The following is a 20137-nucleotide window of genomic DNA, read 5'->3' as shown; positions in this document are numbered from 1 at the left end:
CTGTGCCCCTGCCGCCGGCCCGCCGCCGCCCGGCTTCCCTACGCTCCTGCGCATGAACGACAACTCCCGTCTGGTGACCGGCGCCGCGAGCGGCATCGGCCGGGCCACGGCCCTGCTGCTGGCCCGCTCCGGGGCCCGGGTGACCGCGTCCGATGTCAACGGCCCCGGCCTGGAAGCCCTGCGTGCGCGGCTGGCGGACGAGGGCCGTGCGATCACCGTGGTGACCGGTGACGTGTCCGATCCGGAGTCCAACCGCGCGATGGTGACGGCCGCGGTGGAGGCGTACGGGCGGCTCGACGTCGCCGTGGCGAACGCCGGGGTGATCCCCCTTTCGGATGTACGCGAGACCAGCCCGGAGGAGTTCGTGGCGTCGGGGCTGACCAAGCACCTCGCGGTGGAGTGGGCCGCGCGCGGGATCCGGGTCAACGCGGTGGCGCCCGGAACCATCCGTACGGAGCGGGTGCTGGCCCTGGACGGGGAGCCGGGCGGGCCGGAGTACCCGGCGGAGGTCTCCGCGGCGTACCCGATGGGCCGGCTCGGCGAGCCGGAGGAGGTGGCCCGCGTCATCGCTTTCCTGGCCTCCGACGCGGCCTCGTTCGTGACGGGCGTCGTCCTCCCGGTGGACGGCGGCTACCTGGCCCGCTGAGGGCCCCGGGAACGGCGGAACCCCGCCCCCCCGGAAGGGGGAGCGGGGTTCGCTCGTAGACCGGTCTCAGCGGCCCGCGCGGTTGACGGCGGAGATGACCGCCTTCAGGGAGGCGCGGGTGGTGTTCGCGTCGATGCCGATGCCCCACAGGACGCGGCCGTCGATCGCGCACTCGATGTACGAGGCGGCGACGGCGGAGGCGCCCTCGCTCATCGTGTGCTCGGTGTAGTCCAGCAGGCGGGCGTCGATGCCGATGGCGGCCAGGGCGTCGAAGAAGGCCGAGATCGGGCCGTTGCCGGTGCCGTCCAGCACGGTCTCCACGCCGTCCACGACCGCCTCGACGGTCAGCGTGTCGGTGCCGTCCTTGTCGGTGGTGGTCTGGCCGGAGCGCAGCTGGATTCGGCCCCACGGGTTCTCGGGGTTGGGCAGGTACTCGTCCTGGAAGACGTCCCAGATCGCCTTCGGGGTGACCTCGCCGCCCTCGGAGTCGGTCTTGGCCTGGATGATCCGCGAGAACTCGATCTGCATGCGGCGCGGCAGGTCCAGCTTGTGGTCGTTCTTCAGGACGTACGCGATGCCGCCCTTGCCGGACTGCGAGTTGACCCGGATGACGGCCTCGTAGGAGCGGCCGACGTCCTTCGGGTCGATCGGCAGGTACGGGACCGCCCACTCGATGTCGTCCACCGTCTTGCCCTGGGCGGCCGCGTCGGCCTCCATGGCGTCGAAGCCCTTCTTGATGGCGTCCTGGTGGGAGCCGGAGAAGGCGGTGTAGACCAGATCGCCCGCGTAGGGGTGGCGCGGGTGTACTTCCATCTGGTTGCAGTACTCGCTCGTGCGACGGATCTCGTCGATCTGCGAGAAGTCGATCTGCGGGTCGATGCCCTGGGAGAACAGGTTCATGCCCAGCGTGATCAGGTCGACGTTGCCGGTGCGCTCGCCCTGTCCGAACAGGCAGCCCTCGATGCGGTCCGCGCCGGCCATCAGGGCCAGCTCGGCGGCCGCCACGGCGGTGCCGCGGTCGTTGTGCGGGTGCACGGAGATGCAGATGTGCTCGCGGCGGGTCAGGTTGCGGGCCATCCACTCGAAGCGGTCCGCGTGCGTGGAGGGCGTGGAGCGCTCCACGGTGGCGGGCAGGTTCAGGATGATCTCGCGGCCCTCGGCGGGCTGCCAGACGTCGCAGACGGCCTCGCAGACCTCCAGGGCGAAGTCCAGCTCGGTGTCGGTGAAGATCTCCGGGCTGTACTGGTAGCCGAAGACGGTGTCGGATCCCAGCAGCTTGTCGGCGTACTCCATGACCAGGCGGGTGCCCTCGACGGCGATCTGCTTGATCTGCTCCTTGGAGCCGCGGAAGACGACCCGGCGGAAGGTGGGCGCGGTCGCGTTGTACAGGTGCACGGTCGCGCGCTTGGCGCCGACCAGCGACTCCACGGTCCGCTCGATCAGGTCCTCGCGGGCCTGGGTCAGTACGGAGATGGTCACGTCGTCCGGGATCGCGCCCTCTTCGATGATGGAGCGCACGAAGTTGAAGTCGGTCTCACCGGAGGACGGGAAGCCGACCTCGATCTCCTTGTAGCCCATGCGCACCAGCAGGTCGAACATCTCGCGCTTGCGGGCGGGGGTCATCGGGTCGATCAGCGACTGGTTGCCGTCGCGCAGGTCCGTGGACAGCCAGCGGGGCGCCCGGGTGACGCGGGCCTCGGGCCAGGTGCGGTCGGGGATGTCCACCTGCTCGTACGAGCCGTACTTGTGGATCGGCATCCCGGAGGGCTTCTGGGTGTGGGTCGCGTTCGTGATGGGCGTGGGGCGACCGACAAAAGTGTGCTGGCTCATGACGTAGGGCTCCTCGCGTGTCCGCGTGTAGTTCGCTGGGACGGCCGACGGACGGTCGCAAAACCGCAACACCAAACTCCGCGGGGAGGGGGTCGGCCTACGACTACAGGCCCTCGCCGCGGCAGCTAAGGAGGAGCAGCCCGAAACGCATGATGGGCCGAGCCTAACCGAGCCGCCCCGTAATGCGGGACCTGTTTCAGTATGCAAGACCCGCAGGTCCGTTTTGCACCCTTTGTGAGCTAAGCCTCTTTACCTCTTGCGCACCCCGCCCGATGTCCGGTTGATCCGTCAATGCGCTACGGCCGCTTTCAGGCGACCGAATGAATCATGGTCGCCCCTAGTGACATAGCCATCACGCGCTGCCACATTGCCGGGCATGGATGCCTTCCTCACCCCCCGCCACCCCGTCTTCTGCACCGTGGTGCCGCCGCACCTCCTGGACAAGATCGCCCGGTCGGAGGACCCCGCCCGGGCCGCCGCCGCACGGCGGACCCTCGAACTGGACGCCTCCCACCGGGTCCGGCGGCTGATGACGGTGCTCCCGCCCGCCGCGGGAAGCCCGTCCGAGACCCCCGAGCGGACCATCTACGACGCTCAGCACCAGACCCGGCTGCCCGGGAAGAAGATCCGCGGCGAGGGCGAGGACGCCGGCCAGGACGCCAGCGTCAACCGTGCCTACGCCGGGCTCGGGGCCACCTTCGAACTCTTCCTCAAGGCCTTCGGCCGCCACTCCATCGACGACGCCGGCCTGCCGCTGGACGCCACCGTCCACTACGACCGGCTGTACAACAACGCCTTCTGGGACGGCAGCCAGATGGTGTTCGGCGACGGCGACGGGGACCTCTTCCTCGACTTCACCGTGTCCGTGGACGTCATCGGGCACGAGCTGGCCCACGGGGTCACCCAGCACACCGCCGACCTGGAGTACTACGGCCAGTCCGGCGCGCTCAACGAGTCCCTGTCCGACGTCTTCGGCTCCCTCATCAAGCAGTACTCACTGGACCAGACGGCCGAGGACGCCGACTGGCTGATCGGCGCCGGGCTGCTCGGTCCCTCGGTGGACAGCGGCTTCGCCCTGCGGTCGATGAAGGCGCCCGGGACCGCGTACGAGGACGACGAGCTCGGCAAGGACCCGCAGCCCGCGACGATGGACGACTACGTCCGCACCTCCCGCGACAACGGCGGGGTGCACATCAACTCCGGCATCCCCAACCACGCCTTCTACCTCGCCGCGACCGAGCTCGGCGGCAAGGCCTGGGAGCGGGCCGGACGGATCTGGTACGACACCCTGACCGGCGGGGAGCTGGGTCCGAAGGCGGACTTCGCCCGGTTCGCCGCCCTCACGACCGCCGCGGCCGTCACCCGCTTCGGCGAGGGCGGCGCGGAACACCAGGCACTGCAGAAGGCGTGGTCGGCGGTCGGGTTGGGGTAGAAGGCGTCGGGTAGAAGGGCCGTCATGCGGATTCAGGTGGTGCGGACGGGCGGCTTCGCGGGGATCGAGCGGCGGGGCGAGGTGGACACCTCTGGCCTGCCCGACGAGGCCGAGTGGCAGGCCCTGGCGCAGCTGGCCCTGCGGCCCGGCCCGCCCGGGGATGCGGCGGACCGGGTCCGGGACGGTTTCTCGTACAGGATCACGGTGGACGGGCGGACGGTGCTCTGCGGGGACCCGAACCTCTCGGACGCGCAGCGCTCGCTGATCTCCCGCGTCCTTAAAGAAGGTGCTTGACCGGGGCCCGCTTGCTTGGATGGCCGGATGATCACCGCTTCCGACCGCCTGCCCGAGCTTGAGCGCTACTACGACGCGGCACCCCGGGCGGGAGGGGCGCGGGCCGAGGACTTCGGCCCGCTGACCCTCTTCGTCCAGGAGGGCGGAGGCTGGCCGTACTACGCCCGGCCCGCGCTCGGTCCCGCCTCGGCCGACGGCGTCTCCGCGGCCGACGTCGAGCGCGTGCTGGCCCGGCAGCGCGAGCTGCGGATCCCCGAGGCCTTCGAGTGGGTGGCCGAAACCACCCCCTCCCTGCGGGCCGCCGCGGAGGCCGCCGGGCTGGCCGTCCACGCCCATCCGCTGATGGTGCTCGACCCCGCCGCGGTACGGCCCCCCGCGCATCCGGACGTACGCCTGCTCGGCGCGGCCGACCCGCTGCTGCGCCCGGCGGTGACGGTGCCGATGCTGGCCTTCGCCGCTCCCGGCACGGCGGTGGGCGAGGCGGGCCCGGCGGAGCTCGCGGCGGCGGAGCGGGACCCTGCCTCGGAGGGCCGCCGGGTCCGGGTCGCCGAGTCGATCGCCTCGGGCGGGACCGCGCTGGCCGCGGCCGTACGGGACGGAGCGGTGCTCTGCTCCGGCCAGTACATCCCGGTCGGCGACGTCGCCGAGGTGGTCGGTGTCGGCACCCTCCCCTCGGCCCGCCGCCAGGGCCTGGCCCTCGCGGTGACGGCCGCCCTGGTCGCCGACGCCCTGGCCCGCGGAGCCCGCACGGTCTTCCTCTCGGCGGGCGACGAGGACGTGGCCCGCCTCTACGCCCGCCTCGGCTTCCGCCCCGTGGGCACGGCCCTGATCGCGGACCGGCCGCTCTGACGGGGCAGCCGCTCTGACGGACCGGCCGCTCTGACGGGGCGGGTCCCCGCGGGGCGTCCCGCGCATCTCTGAGCCCGTTGTTTTGCGGAAACGGCAAGGTCGCTTGGCCGGGTGCGCAGTCCGGGCGGAGCATCGAAGACGCGGGCACCCGTACCCGCGCCGACCGGAAGAGGCCGCCATGGCACACGCGCACGACCACGCCCCCCACTCCCTCGAGACCGACTTCGCGGGCGAGGAGTTCTGGGACTCCCGCTACCGGGAGAGCGATCGGATCTGGAGCGGCGACGCCAACGCCGTGCTGGCCCGGGAGGCCGCCCCGCTCACCCCCCGCCGGGCCCTGGACCTCGGCTGCGGGGAGGGCGGCGACGCCGTGTGGCTCGCGCGGCAGGGCTGGTACGTCACCGGGACGGACATCTCCGGGGTCGCCCTGGAGCGGGCGGCGGCCCACGCCGCCGATGCCGGGGTCGCGGACCGCACCGCGTGGGAGCGGCACGACCTCGCGGAGTCCTTCCCGGCCGGGAAGTACGACCTGGTCTCCGCGTGCTTCCTGCACACCTTCGGGGAGTTCCCGCGCGAGCGGATCCTGCGCCGGGCCGCCGCGGCCGTGGCCCCCGGCGGGATCCTGCTCGTCGTCGGCCACGCGGGCTGGGCGTCCTGGCAGGAGGACCGCCCGGAGGTGGCCTTCCCGACCCCGGACGAGGTCCTCGCCCAGCTGGAACTGGAGGCGGGCGCCTGGGAGGTCCTGCTGGCGGAGGAACACGTACGGGTCCAGAAGCAGCCTGACGGCCGGCCCGGGACCCGTACGGACAACGCGGTGAAGGTGCGGCGGCTCGCCTGACCCCCTCCCGGATCAGCCCCGGCCCACGACGGACGGAGTCCGGCGCAGCGTCCCGAAGCCCGAGAGGCCCGCCAGGGCCGACCGGTGCGAGGGGCGCGTCAAAAATCAGAAACCGAGCTTGCGGAGCTGCTTGGGGTCGCGCTGCCAGTCCTTGGCGACCTTCACGTGCAGGTCGAGGAAGACCGGGGTGCCGAGCAGCGCCTCGATGTGCTTGCGCGACTTCATCCCGACCTCCTTCAGCCGGGCGCCCTTCGGGCCGATGATGATGCCCTTCTGGCTCGGCCGCTCGATGTAGAGGTTGGCGTGGATGTCCAGCAGCGGACGGTCCGCCGGGCGGTTCTCCCGGGGGATCATCTCCTCGACGACCACGGCGATGGAGTGCGGGAGCTCGTCCCGTACGCCTTCGAGCGCGGCCTCGCGGATCAGCTCCGCGACCATCACCATCTCGGGCTCGTCGGTGAGGTCGCCCTCCGGGTACAGCGGCGGGCTCTTCGGCAGCATCGGCGCGATCAGGTCCGCCAGCAGCTGGACCTGGGTGTCGCCGACCGCCGAGACGGGGACGATCTCGGCCCACTCGAAGCCCAGCTCCTCGGCGAGCTGGTGCACGGCGATGAGCTGCTCGCCCACCACCTTGGACTCGACGAGGTCGGTCTTGGTGATGATGGCGATCTTGGGGGTCTTCTTGATCCCCGCGAGCTCCTTGACGATGAACTTGTCACCGGGGCCGAGCTTCTGGTCCGCGGGCAGGCAGAAGCCGATCACGTCGACCTCGGACCAGGTCGCGCGCACGACGTCGTTGAGGCGCTCGCCGAGCAGGGTGCGCGGCTTGTGGAGGCCGGGCGTGTCGACCAGGACGAGCTGGGCGTCGGGGCGGTGCACGATGCCGCGGACGGTGTGGCGCGTGGTCTGCGGCCGGTTGGAGGTGATCGCGACCTTGGTACCCACGAGCGCGTTGGTCAGGGTCGACTTCCCCGCGTTGGGACGGCCGACGAAGCATGCGAAGCCCGCACGGTGCGGGCTGGTGGTCTCGGGGGAACGATCGCTCATACGGGCCATTCTCCCCGATGCGGCTCCCAGCGCCGACCAGGCCGCCGCCACGAGGGCGAGAGCGGCCCCGAGCAGGCCGTTCAGCGCGGGGTGCGCGGCGTGTCCGGCGGTGGCCCGGGCGGCCGTGCCGTCGGCCCGCGCCACCACCGCGACCCGGGCCCATTCCAGGGCGGGCGGGTCCGCCCAGCGCGCGGTGAGCCGGACCCGCTGGCCGGGCAGCAGCTCGGCCGGCAGGCCGGTGAGGGGGCGGGAGAGGAGGCCCCGGCCGAGCGCGCCGGAGGCGGTCAGGGTGGCGCGGGGGCGCAGGGTGACGTTGCCGAGGTTGTGGAGCGTGTACGAGACCTCCGCGCCGGCGGCGCCGCGGCGGTCGGTGCGGAGGTCCTCGACGGCCAGGGCGGGGGCGGTGGGGCCGCCGACCCGGAGGTAGAGGCGGGCGGCGACGGCCTGCTGAATCCCTATCCCCTCTCTGGCTATGCCGCGCACCGCGGTGTCGGCCGGCCGGTCCTCCAGGGCGACGACGGCTCCGGGGTGGTCCCCCGGCTCGGCCCGGTCGGGGACGGTGAGGGTGAAGCCGACGTCGACCGCCGTCTTCGCCGGGACGGTGATCCGCTCCCGGGCCAGCACCGTCCAAGCCGCGGTGGCGGTGCGCGGCTCCTCGGGCCCGCGCAGGGCGAAGCCGCCGTCGCGGGCGGTGTTGTAGGCGTCTGCGGCGTAGAGGCGGAAGGTGCGGGGCCGGTCGGTGCGGTTGGCGATGGTGACGGAGTCGGTGACGCTCTGGCCGGGGGCCGCGGCGAGGTAGAAGTACGGGCGCTGCCCGAGCTTGTTGGCGGCGGGCAGGACGGACCACTGCCCGTTGTCGGCGGCCGATGCCGTCCCGGCTCCGCCGAGCAGCCCGGCCACTGCCAGCGCCGCGGCGGCCACGACTGCGGCGAGGAGCCGCCGTGCCGGTGCCGGTTTCCTGGGGGTTCTTCTCCCCGCCCCGCGCAGCGGCACAGGGGTGGCGGAGCAGCCGGGCCGGGTCACGACAACGTCAGCGTCAGCACCGCCGTGTAGGCGCCCGGCGGGGTGTACGGGGGCACCTGGAGGGTGACGGCCGCGTCGACGGTGAAGGTGCCGCCGACGAGCGCGGCGTCACCGGTGGAGGCCAGGACCGCGCCGTCCGGCCCGACCGTGCCCGCACTGCCCGGCGTGCACGCGCTGGGGCTGCCGGGCGCGGCCGTGCACGCCGGGGTCCAGTTCAGGGAGGCGCCGGGGATGCGGACCCCGCCGGAGCCCGTGAAATCGGTGACCTTGCCGATCAGGGACCACCCGGCCGGCCCGCCGCGGGCGTCCTTGACAGTGACCGTGCCGATCCGGCCGGCCGCCGCGCCGCCGTCCCCGTACGGCACCGCGGCCAGGGTCACGGCGTCGCCCGCCTGGGTCATCCCGAGTTCGCCCGGCTCCACGACCGCCGTCACCGTCTGGCTGCCCGGCGGCAGCGGGGCGGCGGCGATCACCGTGTACGCGGACGGGCCGGAGCCCCGCTCCGGAGTCCAGGCGGCGCCCTCGTAGGCCACGACGGCGGTGGTCGCCCGGTCCGTGACCGGCAGCTCCGCGAGGACCACGCCGAGCTCGTCGGCCTTGGCGGTGACCCGGTCGGCGGTCTCGGCCGTACCGGCCCGGCCGGCCACGGTGACCTCCGCGCCGGGGACGAAGCCGGCTCCGGTGACCTCGACCCTGGCGCCCGGGGCTCCCGCGGCCGTACCGAGCGCGACGGCGCGCAGGTTGGCCGTCGGCAGCGGGCTCGCGGTGATCCGCTGGGCGACCGGCGGCCCGGCCGGGGAGGGCGACGGGGACGGAGCCGAGGACGGGGAGCCGGACGGGGACACCGGCGACGGATCCGCGGAGGCGGACGCGGAGGCCGACGCGGAGGGCTTCGCGGACGGGTCCGGTGCCGGTCCCGGCGGCACGCTCCCGGAGGCGGCGGCGCAGACGGTGTCGAGTTCGAGCAGGTGGCCCGTGTGCAGGGTGTAGCCGCCCGGGGCCAGGGTGATCTCGCCGGGAGCGGTGACGGTGAAGGTGCCGGTCATGGTGACGGCGGGCAGTGCCCCGCCCGCCTCGACTGGATCGTTGCGCTTGGCCCCGACGACCGTGACCTCGCCCTGCTGCACGCCCCCGAGCACGATCCGCCCGCTCGGGGTGAGGACGTCGGCGGGCAGGCCGACCGAGAGCGGGTTCACGGCGGGGGTCCGGGTCACCTGGTAGGTGACGGTGACGGTGTCGCCCACGCGCGGCGCGGGGTCGTCGACGGTGATCCGGGCGGTGGTGGGCCCGTCGGCCGGCGGCAGTCCGGCTTCCTGCGGCGGCAGGCAGTGCGTGGGGAACTCCACCTGCCCGGGAGGGGTCTCCCCCTCCGCGGCGGCGGGCGCGCTCAGCGCGCCCCCGGTCGCGGCGGCCAGGACCGCCATGCCGACGGCCGCCGACCACCCTCTGTGCCGCGCCGTAGTCCGCGCCGTCGTCCGCGCCGATGTTCCCGCCGAAGTCCGCACTGACCGCCCCCTGGGATCCCCTACCCCGCCAGGGGGCCATTCACGAGCGGGCGGGGGGATAAGTCAATGCACGGACCCGGCAGCAACTGATGTCCCATCAGGAGATGGCAGGGTGGCACCGGGTGCGGCCTCCCGGAACGTCCGCCGGTAGGCCGTCGGGCTCACGCCGAGCGCCGTCTGGACGTGTTTGCGCAGGGACTGCGCGGTCCCGAAGCCCGCCTCCCGGGCCACGTGCTCCATCGGCAGCTCGGTCTGCTCCAGCAGCGCCCTGGCCCGCTCCACCCGCTGCCCGACGATCCATTCGCCCGGGCTCAGCCCCGACTCCTCGCGGAACCTGCGCGTGAAGGTCCGTACCGACATCGCCTCCTGCCGGGCCAGGTCGGTCAGCCGCAGCGGTTCGTGCAGCCGGTCCAGTACCCAGGCGCGGGCCGCGGTGGTGGCCGACCGCTGCGGCTGCGGCACCGGGCGCTCGATGAACTGGGCCTGCCCGCCCTCGCGGTGCGGCGGTACGACGGTGCGCCGGGCCACGTCGTTGGCGACGGCCGCGCCGTGGTCCCGGCGCACGATGTGCAGGCACAGGTCGATCCCGGCGGCGACTCCGGCCGAGGTGAGGACGTCCCCGTCGTCGGTGTAGAGCACGCCCGGGTCGACCAGTACGGCCGGGAAGGTCCGCTGGAAGTGCTCGGCGGCGGACCAGTGGGTGGTGGCCCGGCGGCCGTCCAGGTGCCCGGCCGCGGCCAGGACGTAGCCGCCCGTGCAGATGGAGACGAGCCGGGTGCCGGGCCTGATGTGCGCGAGGGCGGCGGCGAGTTCGGGGGTGAGCCGGCCCTCGTCGTGGACCGGGCCCAGCTCGTAGGAGGCGGGGACCACCACCGTGTCGGCCGTGGCCAGCAGTTCGGGACCGTGCTCGACGTGGACGTCGAAGTCGGCGTCCGTGGGCACCCGGCCGGGGGCGAGCGCGCAGGTGAGGATCTCGTACAGCGGCCGCCCGGCGGAATCCTTCGCCCGCCCGAAGATCCGGTGCGGGATCCCGAGCTCGAAGGGCAGCAGCCCGGCGAGGGCGAGTACGACAACACGGTGGACACGGTGCGCGCGAGTCTCCATGGCCCGATCATATCGAAGGGTGTCGGTCAGGCCACTGTCGTACGGGTCCCCGGCGGCCGGAAACTATCGGCGTGACGCAGACAGACCCGGGCCCCGGCCCCTCCCCCGCACCGACGCCCGCCTCCGGCCAGGCCGCCGGCGCCGACACCACCGCCGGCGTACCGCCGCGGGGGCCGCACCGCGTCCACCGCATCCACCGCGCCTGGTTCGTCGCGGCCGTCGCCTTCGTGACGATCATCGGCGCCGCCGGCTTCGCCTCGCTCCCCGGCCTGCTCATCGAACCGCTGCACGCGGAGTTCGACTGGTCGCGCGGCACGATCGGCCTCGCCGTCTCCGTGAACCTCGCGCTGTACGGGCTCACCGCGCCGTTCGCCGCCGCGCTGATGGACCGCTTCGGCATCCGCAGGGTCGTCGCCCTCGCGCTGACCGTCATAGCCGGCGGCTCGATGGCCACGGTGTGGATGACCGCCTCCTGGCAACTGGTCCTGTACTGGGGCGTCCTGGTCGGGCTGGGCAGCGGCTCGATGGCGCTGGCCTTCGCCGCGACGGTGACCAACCGCTGGTTCACCGCCCGGCGCGGGCTGGTCACCGGCATCCTGACCGCCGCCGGGGCCTCCGGCCAGCTGGTCTTCCTGCCGCTGCTGGCCTGGCTGGTCGAGAACCACGGCTGGCGCCCGGCGGCGGTCACCGTCTCGCTGGCGGCCCTGGCCGTCGTGCCCTTCGTCTGGCTGCTGCTGCGCGACCACCCCGCGGACGTCGGGGCGACCCCGTACGGAGGCGAGTACACCGCCAAGCCCGCACCCGTCCCCGGCGCCGCCCGCCGGGCCGTGGGCGTCCTGCTCAAGGCGGCCCGTACCGGCCCCTTCTGGCTGCTGGCGGGCACCTTCGCGATCTGCGGGGCATCGACCAACGGGCTGGTGAAGACCCACTTCGTCCCGGCGGCCCACGACCACGGCATGCCGGTGACGGCGGCGGCCGGGCTCCTCGCCGTGATCGGCGTGTTCGACGTGATCGGCACGGTGTTCTCCGGCTGGCTGACGGACCGCTTCGAATCGCGCCGCCTCCTCGCCGTCTACTACGCCCTGCGCGGGATCTCGCTGCTCTTCCTCCCGATGCTGCTGGCCCCGACCGTGCAGCCGCCGATGATCTTCTTCATCGTCTTCTACGGCCTGGACTGGGTCGCGACGGTCCCGCCGACGATCGCGCTGTGCCGCGAGCACTACGGCGAGGACGGCGCCATCGTCTTCGGCTGGGTCCTGGCCTCGCACCAGATCGGCGCGGCGGTGGTGGCCTTCCTCGGCGGCCTGGCCCGCGACGCCTTCGGCTCGTACGACCCCGTCTGGTACGCCTCGGGCGCGCTGTGCGCGATGGCCGCCCTGATGGCGATGGTCATCCGCCGCCGCTCCACGGCCGGGGCCGTCACGACCTGATCCGGGACGCGGCGCAGACCACAGGGATCGGGGGCGGGCGGTCCGCCCACCCCCGGGCCGCTACGGTCCGCCCGCGCCCCGCGGGGATCAGGCGCCCGCCGGAGTGGTCGACTTCAGGGTGCCGTCCGGGGCTGCCAGGAGGACCGGGGTGTCCGGGCCGCCGAGGTCCCGGACCGCCGCGCGGTCGGCGTCGGCGGGGGCATCCGCCGCGCTGACGACGGCGGCCGCCTCCAGGGACTGGGCGCCGCTGGCCACCGCCATCGCGACGGCCGTCTGGAGCGCGCTCAGCTTCAGGGAGTCCAGCGCCACGGTTCCGGCGACGTACGTACGGCCGGTCTCGTCCCGGACCGCCGCCCCCTCGGGCACGCCGTTGCGGGCCCGGGCGCTGCGCGCCAACGTGATGATCTTGGTGTCTTCGGGGTCGATCCCGGTGCTGTCGGTCATGGTCCGAAGCATATGGAGCGCGTCGGCGGGGCCGCACGACGACCCCGCGGACGCGCTCTCCCCTCCGCCCCCGGTGTCCCCCCGGGATCTTGGTGGCGCAGGGATAAAACTAAGCGCTGCGTAAGCGGATCCACGGCCCCGAAGGTCCCGTGATCCATGACCTTGGACCCCTCCCCGATTCCGCCGCCTGGAACGCCACGGGCTCCGGGAACGCCGCGGTCACCGGGAACGCCGTGGCCGCCGGATCCCTACGGCCGGTCGAGCCGCAGCCGCTCCGCCCGCGGCAGACCCGCGACCACCAGGTCGTACGAGTCCTCGACCAGCTCCCGAACCAGGGCGTCGGGCAGCGCCCCCGGCCCGCCCGCGGTCACCGTGTTCCAGTGCCGCTTGTTCATGTGCCAGCCCGGCACGACCGCCTCGTGCTCCGCCCGCAGCCGCACCGCCTGCTCCGGGTCGCACTTGAGGTTGACCTTCAGCGGGTCGGCGTCCAGCGCGCTCAGCGCGAACATCTTCCCCAGCACCTTGAACACCGAGGTCTCCGGGGTGAAGGGGAACTCCTCCACCGCCGCGTTGAACCCCAGACAGAAGGCGCGCAGCTCCGCCGGTGTCACTCCGTCTCCCCGCCCTGGCCCTCCACCGGAGCCAGCGGCTCCACCAACACCGTCACGATCTTGTTCCGGCGGCCCGCCGGGGACTCCGCCGTCAGCCGCAGCGGCCGCCCGTCCGGCAGGTCCACCACCGCCGAGGCGCCGGCGATCGGCACCCGGCCCAGCGCCTTGGCGAGCAGTCCCCCGACCGTCTCCACGTCCTCGTCGTCGAAGGCGTCCACCTTGAACAGTTCGCCGAGGTCGGTGATGTCCAGCCGCGCGGTGACCCGGTAGCGGTCCCCGCCCAGCTCCTCCACCGGCGGGAGCTCCCGGTCGTACTCGTCGGTGATCTCGCCGACGATCTCCTCCAGGATGTCCTCGATGGTGACGATGCCGGCGGTGCCGCCGTACTCGTCGATGACGACCGCCACGTGGTTGCGCACCGACTGCATCTCGCGCAGCAGGTCGCCCGCGTTCTTGGTGTCCGGCACGAAGACCGCGGGCCTTATCGCCGTGGAGACCAGGTCGCTCTCCGCGTCCCGGCTGATGTGCGTCTTGCGGACCAGGTCCTTCAGGTACACGATGCCGACGATGTCGTCCTCGTTCTCCCCGGTCACCGGGATGCGCGAGAAGCCGGACCGCAGCGCGAGCGTGGTCGCCTGACGGACCGTCTTGTACCGCTCGATGCAGACCAGGTCGGTGCGCGGCACCATGACCTCGCGCACGAGCGTGTCGCCCAGCTCGAAGACCTGGTGCACCATGCGGCGCTCGTCGTCCTCGATCAGCGATTCCTTCTCCGCCAGGTCCACCATCGCGCGCAGCTCCGCCTCGGAGGCGAAGGGCCCCTTGCGGAAGCCCTTCCCGGGCGTCAGCGCGTTGCCGAGGAGGATCAGCAACTGCGGGACCGGCCCCATGATCCGGGCGAGCGGTACGAGCACGTAGGACGCGGCCGTCGCCGTGTTCAGCGGGTGCTGCCGGCCGATGGTGCGCGGGGACACCCCGACCGCCACGTAGGACACGAGCACCATCACGGCGATGGCCACGAGCAGCGCGGTCCAGTTCTCCCCGAACTCGTCGAGGCAGACGTACGTGACGAACACACCCGCCGCCATCTCGCAGGTGACCCGGACCAGCAGCGCGACATTGACGTAGCGGGTCGGGTCGCCGGCGACCTGGGCCAGCTTCGCGCTGCCGCGCCGGCCCTCCCGTACGGCCTGTTCGGCGCGGAAGGCGGAGATCCGGGCGATCCCGGACTCCGCGCACGCGGCGAACCAGGCCACCACGACCAGCAGGACGGCCCCGGTGATCAGCTGGAGATCACCGGTCATGAGACGGTCGGCGCCGGGGACGGTCCGGTCACGCCGTTCTCGCCGCGCCAGCCGTCGACGATGGCCGCCTGGAGGCCGAACATCTCGGCCTTCTCGTCCGGCTCCTCGTGGTCGTACCCCAGCAGGTGCAGCACCCCGTGGACGGTCAGGAGCTGGAGCTCCTCGTCCATGGAGTGCCGCGTCGGCGCGTCCTCGCCCTGCTTCTTGGCGACCTCGGGGCAGAGCACGATGTCACCGAGGAGCCCCTGCGGGGGCTCCTCCTCGTCCTTCGACGGCGGACGCAGCTCGTCCATCGGGAAGGACATGACGTCGGTGGGTCCGGGCAGGTCCATCCACTGGATGTGGAGCTGCTCCATCGCGTCCTCGTCCACGACGATGACGGAGAGCTCCGAGAGGGGGTGGATCCGCATCCGGGCGAGCGCGTAGCGGGCGATGTCGAGGATCGCCCGCTCGTCGACCTCGGTTCCGGACTCGTTGTTGACGTCGATCGACATGGTGCGCTGATTTCTACTTCCGCTGGAAGCCGTTCCGCGACTGCTTCGCGTCCTGGCCGTCGTCGTACTTCTCGTACGCGTCGACGATACGGCCGACCAGCTTGTGCCGGACGACATCCTCGGACGTGAGCCGCGAGAACGCGATGTCCGGCACCCCTTCGAGGATGTCCTGCACCTGCCGCAGACCGCTCTTGGAGCCACCCGGCAGGTCGACCTGGGTCACGTCACCGGTGACGACGATCTTCGAGTCGAACCCGAGCCGGGTCAGGAACATCTTCATCTGCTCGGGTGTGGTGTTCTGCGCCTCGTCGAGCACGACGAAGGCCTCGTTGAGGGTGTTGTGCGTCAGCAGGTAGTCCTGCGTGACGTACAGCGAGTCCTCGGCGGCCACCTGGATGCACACCGCCTCTTCGCGGCCCGCGGGCTCGATGGAGTCGATGAAGCGCATCGGGCGCCCGCCTCCGCCGGCTGCGTGGTAGGCGTCCCGCTTGCGGGTGAGGCGGAAGGGCTCGATGCCCTCGGGGAGGCGGATGTCGACGACGTGGGAATCGCGCCGGTGGGCAGCCAGGGCCGTCCCCTGCTTGCGACCCTCGGCCGCGCGACGCCGCGTGTAGGCCACCCCGCCAAGGGACTGGACGAGGGCGATCACGTCGTCCCGCAGAATGATCGACACCGTGGAGAACTGGACACGGCAGGTGCGGTCATTCTGGGTTACCGGGCCGCCGTCGGAGTCGAGCAGGCCCTGGAGCACCGCGAGGCGGACCTCTGCCGTGTTGAAAAGGTAGGCGTCCGGCACGAACTTCGAGTACGACTTACTACCGAGCAGATCCAGGGTGCGCAGCGCCTGCTTGAGCGGATGTGTCAGGACACCGCCCCAACTATCACTCGGTGTCGGCGCACGGTTGATGAGGTAGTCGTAGCCCCCTCGCGACCGCACCTTAATGCCCGGCAGTGCTGCCTCCACCGCGGGGATGAGCTCAGGATCGGCAGTGGTGAACAAGGGCGTGGTGCTTCCCGAGATACAGCCGTCGCCGAGCAGAAGCCCCAGAGCGTAGGGATCGACCGGGACCTCGCGCTCGGGGAAGGCTACGGGCGCTGTGAGCATCGGCAGCTCGTAGCGGCGGGCATGTGCCGCACGGAGGTTGCCGATCATCTCCTTGGTCTCCAGGACCCGCCACGGCTTGTCGCGACGCTTGTCCGAGGCCGTACGGACCGTCCACAGGTGCTCGCCGCAGCACAGGGTCCAGGCGCCGTCCTGGGCCGTGAGGCGGTAGATGTCCTTCTCGCCCTGCGGGTAGACGCCCAGGACCGGCGTCGGCTCGCCGTTCGACCCGACGACCAGGTCACCCACCTGGAGGTCGCCGATGGCACGCCAACCGTCCGGGGTCAGCACTTGTGTGAAAATCGGATGCGCGCGACCCCTCATGTACGCCAGGGGCGCCACCTCGATCGTTCCCGCCGCCATCAGCCGCGGGATCGACTCCGGGTCGATCATGTCGTGGAGGGCGTCGTAGAGCGGCCGCAGGTACGGGTCGATCTTGTCGAACAGGGTGCCCGGGAGGAAGCCGAGGCGTTCGCCCGCCTCCACCGCCGGGCGGGTCAGGATGATCCGGCTGACCTGCTTGGACTGCAGGGCCTGGACCGCCTTGGCCATGGCGAGGTAGGTCTTGCCGGTACCGGCGGGGCCGATGCCGAAGACGATCGTGTGCTTGTCGATCGCGTCGACGTACCGCTTCTGGTTCAGGGTCTTGGGGCGGATGGTGCGGCCGCGGCTGGAGAGGATGTTCTGGGTGAGCACCTCGGCGGGCGACTCGTCCGGGCCCCCGCCGTTGCCGCTCGACTTGAGCATGGCGATCGAGCGTTCCACTGCGTCCTCCGTCATCGGCTGCCCGGTGCGGAGCACCAGCATCATCTCGTCGAACAGGCGCTGGATCAGAGCGACTTCCGCCGCCGTACCGACCGCACTGACCTGATTTCCCCGAACATGGATGTCGGCCTTCGGGAAGGCCTTCTCGATCACGCGCAAAAGGGCGTCGCCCGAGCCGAGGACGGACACCATCGGGTGGGTGGCCGGGACGGTGAAGTGGGCTCGCGCCTGTCCCGGCGCGGGAGTCTTGGCTGTCGGTGTCTGAGTCATGGGCCGGCACTGTGGCCTGCGCATACCTCCCACTGAGGGGCCGCGCCGATCGACGGCCACCGGACTTCCAAGCCTACGTCGCCGCCCCGGCATCCCCGAGGGGTTTTACGGGGTCCCCCGCGGGGCCCGGACCCCCCGGCCCACACCAGCCCCTCCGGCGTTTGAGGAGCGGGGGTCCGGGGGCTGGCCCCCGGAAACGCCGCCGCACCCGGCCGGACCACCTGGGGCGCGGGCCTCGGGTCGGGGGCGCGGCCCCGCACGCCCCCGCCAGCCCCGTTCCCCGGCCGGCCAGGCCTACGCCGACTGGCGGAAGCCGATCGTCGGGACCGCCCGGCGGCGGCTGGCCGGGGCCGCGGCCCGCGGGACCAGGTCGTCCAGGAAGCCGTACCGTCCGCGCAGCGCCTCCGGGGCGGTCCGCCACCAGTGGGCCACCTCCGGCCAGCCGGGGGCGGACAGGGAGCCGCCGAACTCCTGCACCGACAGGGCGGCCGTCAGGCCCGCGAAGGCGAGCCGGTCCGCGAGGGGCCACTCGGCGAGGGTGCCGGTGAGGAAGCCCGCCACGTACACGTCGCCCGCACCGGTCGGGTCCAGCGCGTCGACCGCGATCGCGGGGACCTCGGCCGTCTCCCCGGTCCGCCCGTCCACCGCGTACGAGCCCTCCGAGCCCATCGTCACCACCGCGATCGGCACCTTCTCGGCCAGCGCCCGGGCCGCCGCGCGCGGGCAGTCGGTGCGCGTGTAGGCCATCGCCTCCCCCGCGTTGGGCAGGAAGGCCTCGCAGTGCTCCAGGTCGGCCAGCGCCCCCAGGTCCCAGCGCCCGCTGTCGTCCCAGCCGACGTCGGCGAAGACCCGGGCGCCGCGCCGGGCCGCCTCCGCGACCCAGGCCTCGCCGCCGCCCGGGCCGAGCGAGGCCACGGCCGCGCGGGCGCGGGGCGGGCACTGGGGGAACGGTCCGGGGCCCGCCGGGGGCGGGGCCTCGTGGCCGTGGGAGACCATCGTGCGCTCGCCCTCGTACGCCATCGAGACGGTGACGGGGCTGTGCCAGCCGGGCACGGTCCGCGACATCGACAGGTCGATGCCCTCGCCCTGTTCGAGCGCGTCCCAGCAGTACTCCCCGTAGTGGTCGTCCCCGAAGGCTGCGGCGAGGGAGGTGCGCAGGCCGAGCCGGGCGAGCGCGGTGGCCATGTTGGCGACCCCGCCGGGGCTGGAGCCCATGCCGCGCGCCCAGGACTCCGTGCCGCGCACGGGGGCCGAGTCGAGGCCGGTGAAGATGATGTCGAGGAAGACCGTGCCCGTCAGGAAGACGTCGCAGCCCGGTTCTTGGGGGTCGCGCAGCGGCCCGAGCGGGTCCACGGCGGAGTCGAGGCTGTCCCGGCTGCTGCGACTGGTCACGATGTACTCCCCGTTCGGTTCGGCGCGCGTGGTGAATCTTGGCGGGTCGTTTCTTCAATGGGCTTAACCCACGTCCGCCGTCAGGCCCTCCCTCCCGGGCGGGCCCGCAATACAGTGTGACGCAGATCACCGCCTGAACGCTCTTCTCGGAAGATCGGGCCGCTTGATAGATATGAGCCCCGCGCTCTTGCGGAATCTCACGCTCCACCTGCACCACCTGGAACACCCGTGCCCGACCGCACCCCCGCGCCGCCCGCCGCCTGGCCGCTCGTCGCACTCTTCACCTCCGGCTACGTCGCCCCGTACCTGCTGCCGACCGTCGTCGGCCGGCTCGACGCGCACCTCCCCCTGAGCCCCGCGCAGGCCGGGCTGATCGGCTCGGTCCTGCTGCTCGGCTCGGCCGCCGCCGGATTCACCCTCGCCTCCCGCATCCCGCGCCACGGGCCGCGTCCGCTGGCCCGGCTCGGGCTGCTGCTCGCCGTCCTCGGGTACGGCACCGCGGCCGCCACCGCGCAGCTCCCCCTCGTCATCGCGGGCGCCGTCCTCGGCGGCTTCGGCTCGGGCACGGCCACCGCCGTGGCCGCGTCCGGGATCGCGGCGCAGCGCGACCCGCACCGGACCTCGGCGCTGGGGCTGCTGTCGGTGTCGGCGACGGCCGGGGCCCTGTACCTGACCCTGCCCCGGCTGGGCGGCGGGCACGGGCTGCCGTTCGCGGCGATCGCCCTGGTCGCGCTGGTGTGCTGGCCGGCGACGGGCCGCCTGGCCGGTGCGGACCGCGCCGACGGCACCGGCCACGCCGCCGTACGGGTCTCCGGGCGGCTGCCGTACCCGCGCGCCGGGATGGTGCTCGCCGGGGCCCTGATGCTGTGGTCACTGGCCCAGAACGCCCTGTGGGGCGTCAGCGGCCGCATCGGCGCGCAGCAGGCGGGCCTGTCCGAGGTCACCCTCGGGATGGTCTTCGCGGCCGCGCTCGGCGCCGGGCTGCTCGGGGTCACGGCCGCCTCCGCGCTCGGGGCCCGGCTCGGGCGGGCGGTCCCGGTAGGCGTGGGCACGGCGGTGATCGCGTGCTGCGTGGTGCTGGCCTCGCACGCCCGGGACCTGGGCTCCTTCGCGGCCGGGGAGATCCTGTGGAACGCGGTCTACCCCGTCGTGCTCTCCTACGCCATCGGCCTGGCCGCCGCCCTCGACCCGCGCGGGCGCTGGGCCGTCCTGGTCGGTTCCGCGTCCTCGCTCGGCGTGGCCTGCGGGCCCGTCACCGGGAGCCTGCTCGCCGAGGGCGTCGGGTTCCCCGGCATGGGCCTGGTCCTCGGGGGCCTGCTGCTGGCGGTGGCCGGCCCGATGGCCGCGGTCGCCCTGCACGTCGGCGGACGCCCGCTGACCCCCGGCTCGGTGCGCCGGCGCGGCGGGGCCCCGGCGGCCGTGCTCGCCGCCGGAGCCGGGACGCCGGCCGGCTCGGTGCCGAGGGTCGGCGCGCAGGAGCTGGAGGTCGTGGAGCTCGCGCAGCTCCCGGCCCGCCCGCTGCGCCTGCCCCCGCTCCGGGTGCTGCTGCTCTCCCCGGCGGCGGCCCGCCGGGGCCGGGAGCGCACCCGCCGCCGGATCCGCACCGGCGTCTAGGCAGCCGGCGGACAGTCCTGAATGCGGGACGGCTGTCCCGGGGGGCTGCCCTGCGGGGCGAGGGTCCCCTACCCGCCCTTCCACCGTTCCCCGGGGGCCAGCCCCCGGAACCCCCGCTCCTCAAACGCCGGAGGGGCTGGATT

The 20137-nt window shown here is 73.2% G+C and carries 17 protein-coding genes; 7 read left to right on the top strand and 10 right to left on the bottom strand.

What is annotated here, in order from left to right; translation table 11 throughout:
- Positions 1–52: 52 nt before the first annotated feature.
- The gene (locus AC061S_RS34745; RefSeq protein ID WP_478689868.1) at positions 53–646 is read left to right on the top strand and encodes an SDR family NAD(P)-dependent oxidoreductase; all 594 of its coding nucleotides are present in this window, start codon (positions 53–55) and stop codon (positions 644–646) included.
- Between the two features lie 66 nt (positions 647–712).
- Here the strand turns inward: AC061S_RS34745 and leuA are convergent, their stop codons facing one another.
- Entirely contained in the window at positions 713–2476 is a 1764-nt protein-coding gene (gene leuA / locus AC061S_RS34740; protein WP_478689867.1) for a 2-isopropylmalate synthase, read from the bottom strand.
- A 376-nt stretch (positions 2477–2852) separates the two neighbouring features.
- Here leuA and AC061S_RS34735 point away from each other — a divergent pair, with 376 nt between their 5' ends.
- From AC061S_RS34735 to AC061S_RS34720, 4 genes are all read left to right on the top strand, one after another.
- Positions 2853–3908 (top strand): M4 family metallopeptidase, encoded by a 1056-nt coding sequence (locus AC061S_RS34735; protein ID WP_478689866.1) that lies wholly within the window; start codon positions 2853–2855, stop codon positions 3906–3908.
- A 24-nt stretch (positions 3909–3932) separates the two neighbouring features.
- A complete protein-coding gene (locus AC061S_RS34730) occupies positions 3933–4202 on the top strand; it encodes a protealysin inhibitor emfourin (RefSeq protein ID WP_478689865.1) in 270 nt (89 codons plus the stop codon).
- A 27-nt stretch (positions 4203–4229) separates the two neighbouring features.
- Positions 4230–5051, top strand: a complete 822-nt coding sequence (locus AC061S_RS34725; RefSeq protein ID WP_478689864.1) for a GNAT family N-acetyltransferase — start codon at positions 4230–4232, stop codon at positions 5049–5051.
- 178 nt (positions 5052–5229) lie between these two features.
- Entirely contained in the window at positions 5230–5889 is a 660-nt protein-coding gene (locus tag AC061S_RS34720) for a class I SAM-dependent methyltransferase (RefSeq protein ID WP_478689863.1), read from the top strand.
- A gap of 105 nt (positions 5890–5994) precedes the next feature.
- On the opposite strand, the gene era is transcribed toward AC061S_RS34720, so the two are convergent.
- The 3 genes from era to AC061S_RS34705 form a co-directional block, all read right to left on the bottom strand.
- Positions 5995–6945: a GTPase Era gene (gene era / locus AC061S_RS34715; RefSeq protein ID WP_374213701.1), complete on the bottom strand. Its 951-nt coding sequence runs from the start codon at positions 6943–6945 to the stop codon at positions 5995–5997.
- 1010 nt (positions 6946–7955) lie between these two features.
- Positions 7956–9383 carry a WxL domain-containing protein gene (locus AC061S_RS34710; protein ID WP_478689862.1) on the bottom strand — a complete coding sequence of 476 codons (1428 nt, stop codon included), beginning with the start codon at positions 9381–9383 and terminating at the stop codon, positions 7956–7958.
- 144 nt (positions 9384–9527) lie between these two features.
- The gene (locus AC061S_RS34705) at positions 9528–10568 is read right to left on the bottom strand and encodes a GlxA family transcriptional regulator (protein ID WP_478689861.1); all 1041 of its coding nucleotides are present in this window, start codon (positions 10566–10568) and stop codon (positions 9528–9530) included.
- Between the two features lie 71 nt (positions 10569–10639).
- Between AC061S_RS34705 and AC061S_RS34700 the strand changes: the two genes are divergently transcribed.
- Complete coding sequence (locus AC061S_RS34700) at positions 10640–11998, top strand: MFS transporter (RefSeq protein ID WP_478689860.1); 1359 nt, start codon at positions 10640–10642, stop codon at positions 11996–11998.
- Between the two features lie 87 nt (positions 11999–12085).
- On the opposite strand, the gene AC061S_RS34695 is transcribed toward AC061S_RS34700, so the two are convergent.
- The 6 genes from AC061S_RS34695 to AC061S_RS34670 all read right to left on the bottom strand — a co-directional run bounded on the left by AC061S_RS34695 (position 12086) and on the right by AC061S_RS34670 (position 18383).
- Positions 12086–12442, bottom strand: coding sequence for a cytidine deaminase (locus AC061S_RS34695; RefSeq protein WP_478689859.1), 357 nt, complete (start codon positions 12440–12442; stop codon positions 12086–12088).
- A 248-nt stretch (positions 12443–12690) separates the two neighbouring features.
- Entirely contained in the window at positions 12691–13053 is a 363-nt protein-coding gene (locus tag AC061S_RS34690; RefSeq protein ID WP_478689858.1) for an MmcQ/YjbR family DNA-binding protein, read from the bottom strand.
- Positions 13050–14357 carry a hemolysin family protein gene (locus tag AC061S_RS34685; RefSeq protein WP_478689857.1) on the bottom strand — a complete coding sequence of 436 codons (1308 nt, stop codon included), beginning with the start codon at positions 14355–14357 and terminating at the stop codon, positions 13050–13052. The genes AC061S_RS34690 and AC061S_RS34685 overlap by 4 nt, the downstream gene beginning before the upstream one ends.
- On the bottom strand, positions 14354–14851 hold the full coding sequence (ybeY, locus tag AC061S_RS34680; protein ID WP_478689856.1) for an rRNA maturation RNase YbeY: 498 nt from the start codon (positions 14849–14851) through the stop codon (positions 14354–14356). Before ybeY ends, AC061S_RS34685 begins: the two co-directional genes overlap by 4 nt.
- A 13-nt stretch (positions 14852–14864) precedes the next feature.
- The gene (locus AC061S_RS34675) at positions 14865–16988 is read right to left on the bottom strand and encodes a PhoH family protein (protein ID WP_478689855.1); all 2124 of its coding nucleotides are present in this window, start codon (positions 16986–16988) and stop codon (positions 14865–14867) included.
- A gap of 294 nt (positions 16989–17282) precedes the next feature.
- Complete coding sequence (locus AC061S_RS34670; RefSeq protein ID WP_478689888.1) at positions 17283–18383, bottom strand: carbohydrate kinase family protein; 1101 nt, start codon at positions 18381–18383, stop codon at positions 17283–17285.
- Positions 18384–18608: 225 nt separating this feature from the next.
- Between AC061S_RS34670 and AC061S_RS34665 the strand changes: the two genes are divergently transcribed.
- A complete protein-coding gene (locus AC061S_RS34665) occupies positions 18609–19994 on the top strand; it encodes an MFS transporter (RefSeq protein WP_478689854.1) in 1386 nt (461 codons plus the stop codon).
- Positions 19995–20137: the final 143 nt, after the last annotated feature.

Source organism: Streptomyces sp. CA189, assembly GCF_056428985.1.
Note: the sequence above shows the minus strand (reverse complement) of the source record. Positions and strands in the feature narration are given on the sequence as shown.

Coding starts and splice junctions, on each gene's coding strand:
- AC061S_RS34745 (WP_478689868.1), top strand. CDS start 53: ATGAACGACAACTCCCGTCTGGTGACCGGCGCCGCGAGCGGCATCGGC.
- leuA (WP_478689867.1), bottom strand. CDS start 2,476: ATGAGCCAGCACACTTTTGTCGGTCGCCCCACGCCCATCACGAACGCG.
- AC061S_RS34735 (WP_478689866.1), top strand. CDS start 2,853: ATGGATGCCTTCCTCACCCCCCGCCACCCCGTCTTCTGCACCGTGGTG.
- AC061S_RS34730 (WP_478689865.1), top strand. CDS start 3,933: ATGCGGATTCAGGTGGTGCGGACGGGCGGCTTCGCGGGGATCGAGCGG.
- AC061S_RS34725 (WP_478689864.1), top strand. CDS start 4,230: ATGATCACCGCTTCCGACCGCCTGCCCGAGCTTGAGCGCTACTACGAC.
- AC061S_RS34720 (WP_478689863.1), top strand. CDS start 5,230: ATGGCACACGCGCACGACCACGCCCCCCACTCCCTCGAGACCGACTTC.
- era (WP_374213701.1), bottom strand. CDS start 6,945: ATGGCCCGTATGAGCGATCGTTCCCCCGAGACCACCAGCCCGCACCGT.
- AC061S_RS34710 (WP_478689862.1), bottom strand. CDS start 9,383: ATGGCGGTCCTGGCCGCCGCGACCGGGGGCGCGCTGAGCGCGCCCGCC.
- AC061S_RS34705 (WP_478689861.1), bottom strand. CDS start 10,568: ATGGAGACTCGCGCGCACCGTGTCCACCGTGTTGTCGTACTCGCCCTC.
- AC061S_RS34695 (WP_478689859.1), bottom strand. CDS start 12,442: ATGACCGACAGCACCGGGATCGACCCCGAAGACACCAAGATCATCACG.
- AC061S_RS34685 (WP_478689857.1), bottom strand. CDS start 14,357: ATGACCGGTGATCTCCAGCTGATCACCGGGGCCGTCCTGCTGGTCGTG.
- ybeY (WP_478689856.1), bottom strand. CDS start 14,851: ATGTCGATCGACGTCAACAACGAGTCCGGAACCGAGGTCGACGAGCGG.
- AC061S_RS34675 (WP_478689855.1), bottom strand. CDS start 16,988: ATGACTCAGACACCGACAGCCAAGACTCCCGCGCCGGGACAGGCGCGA.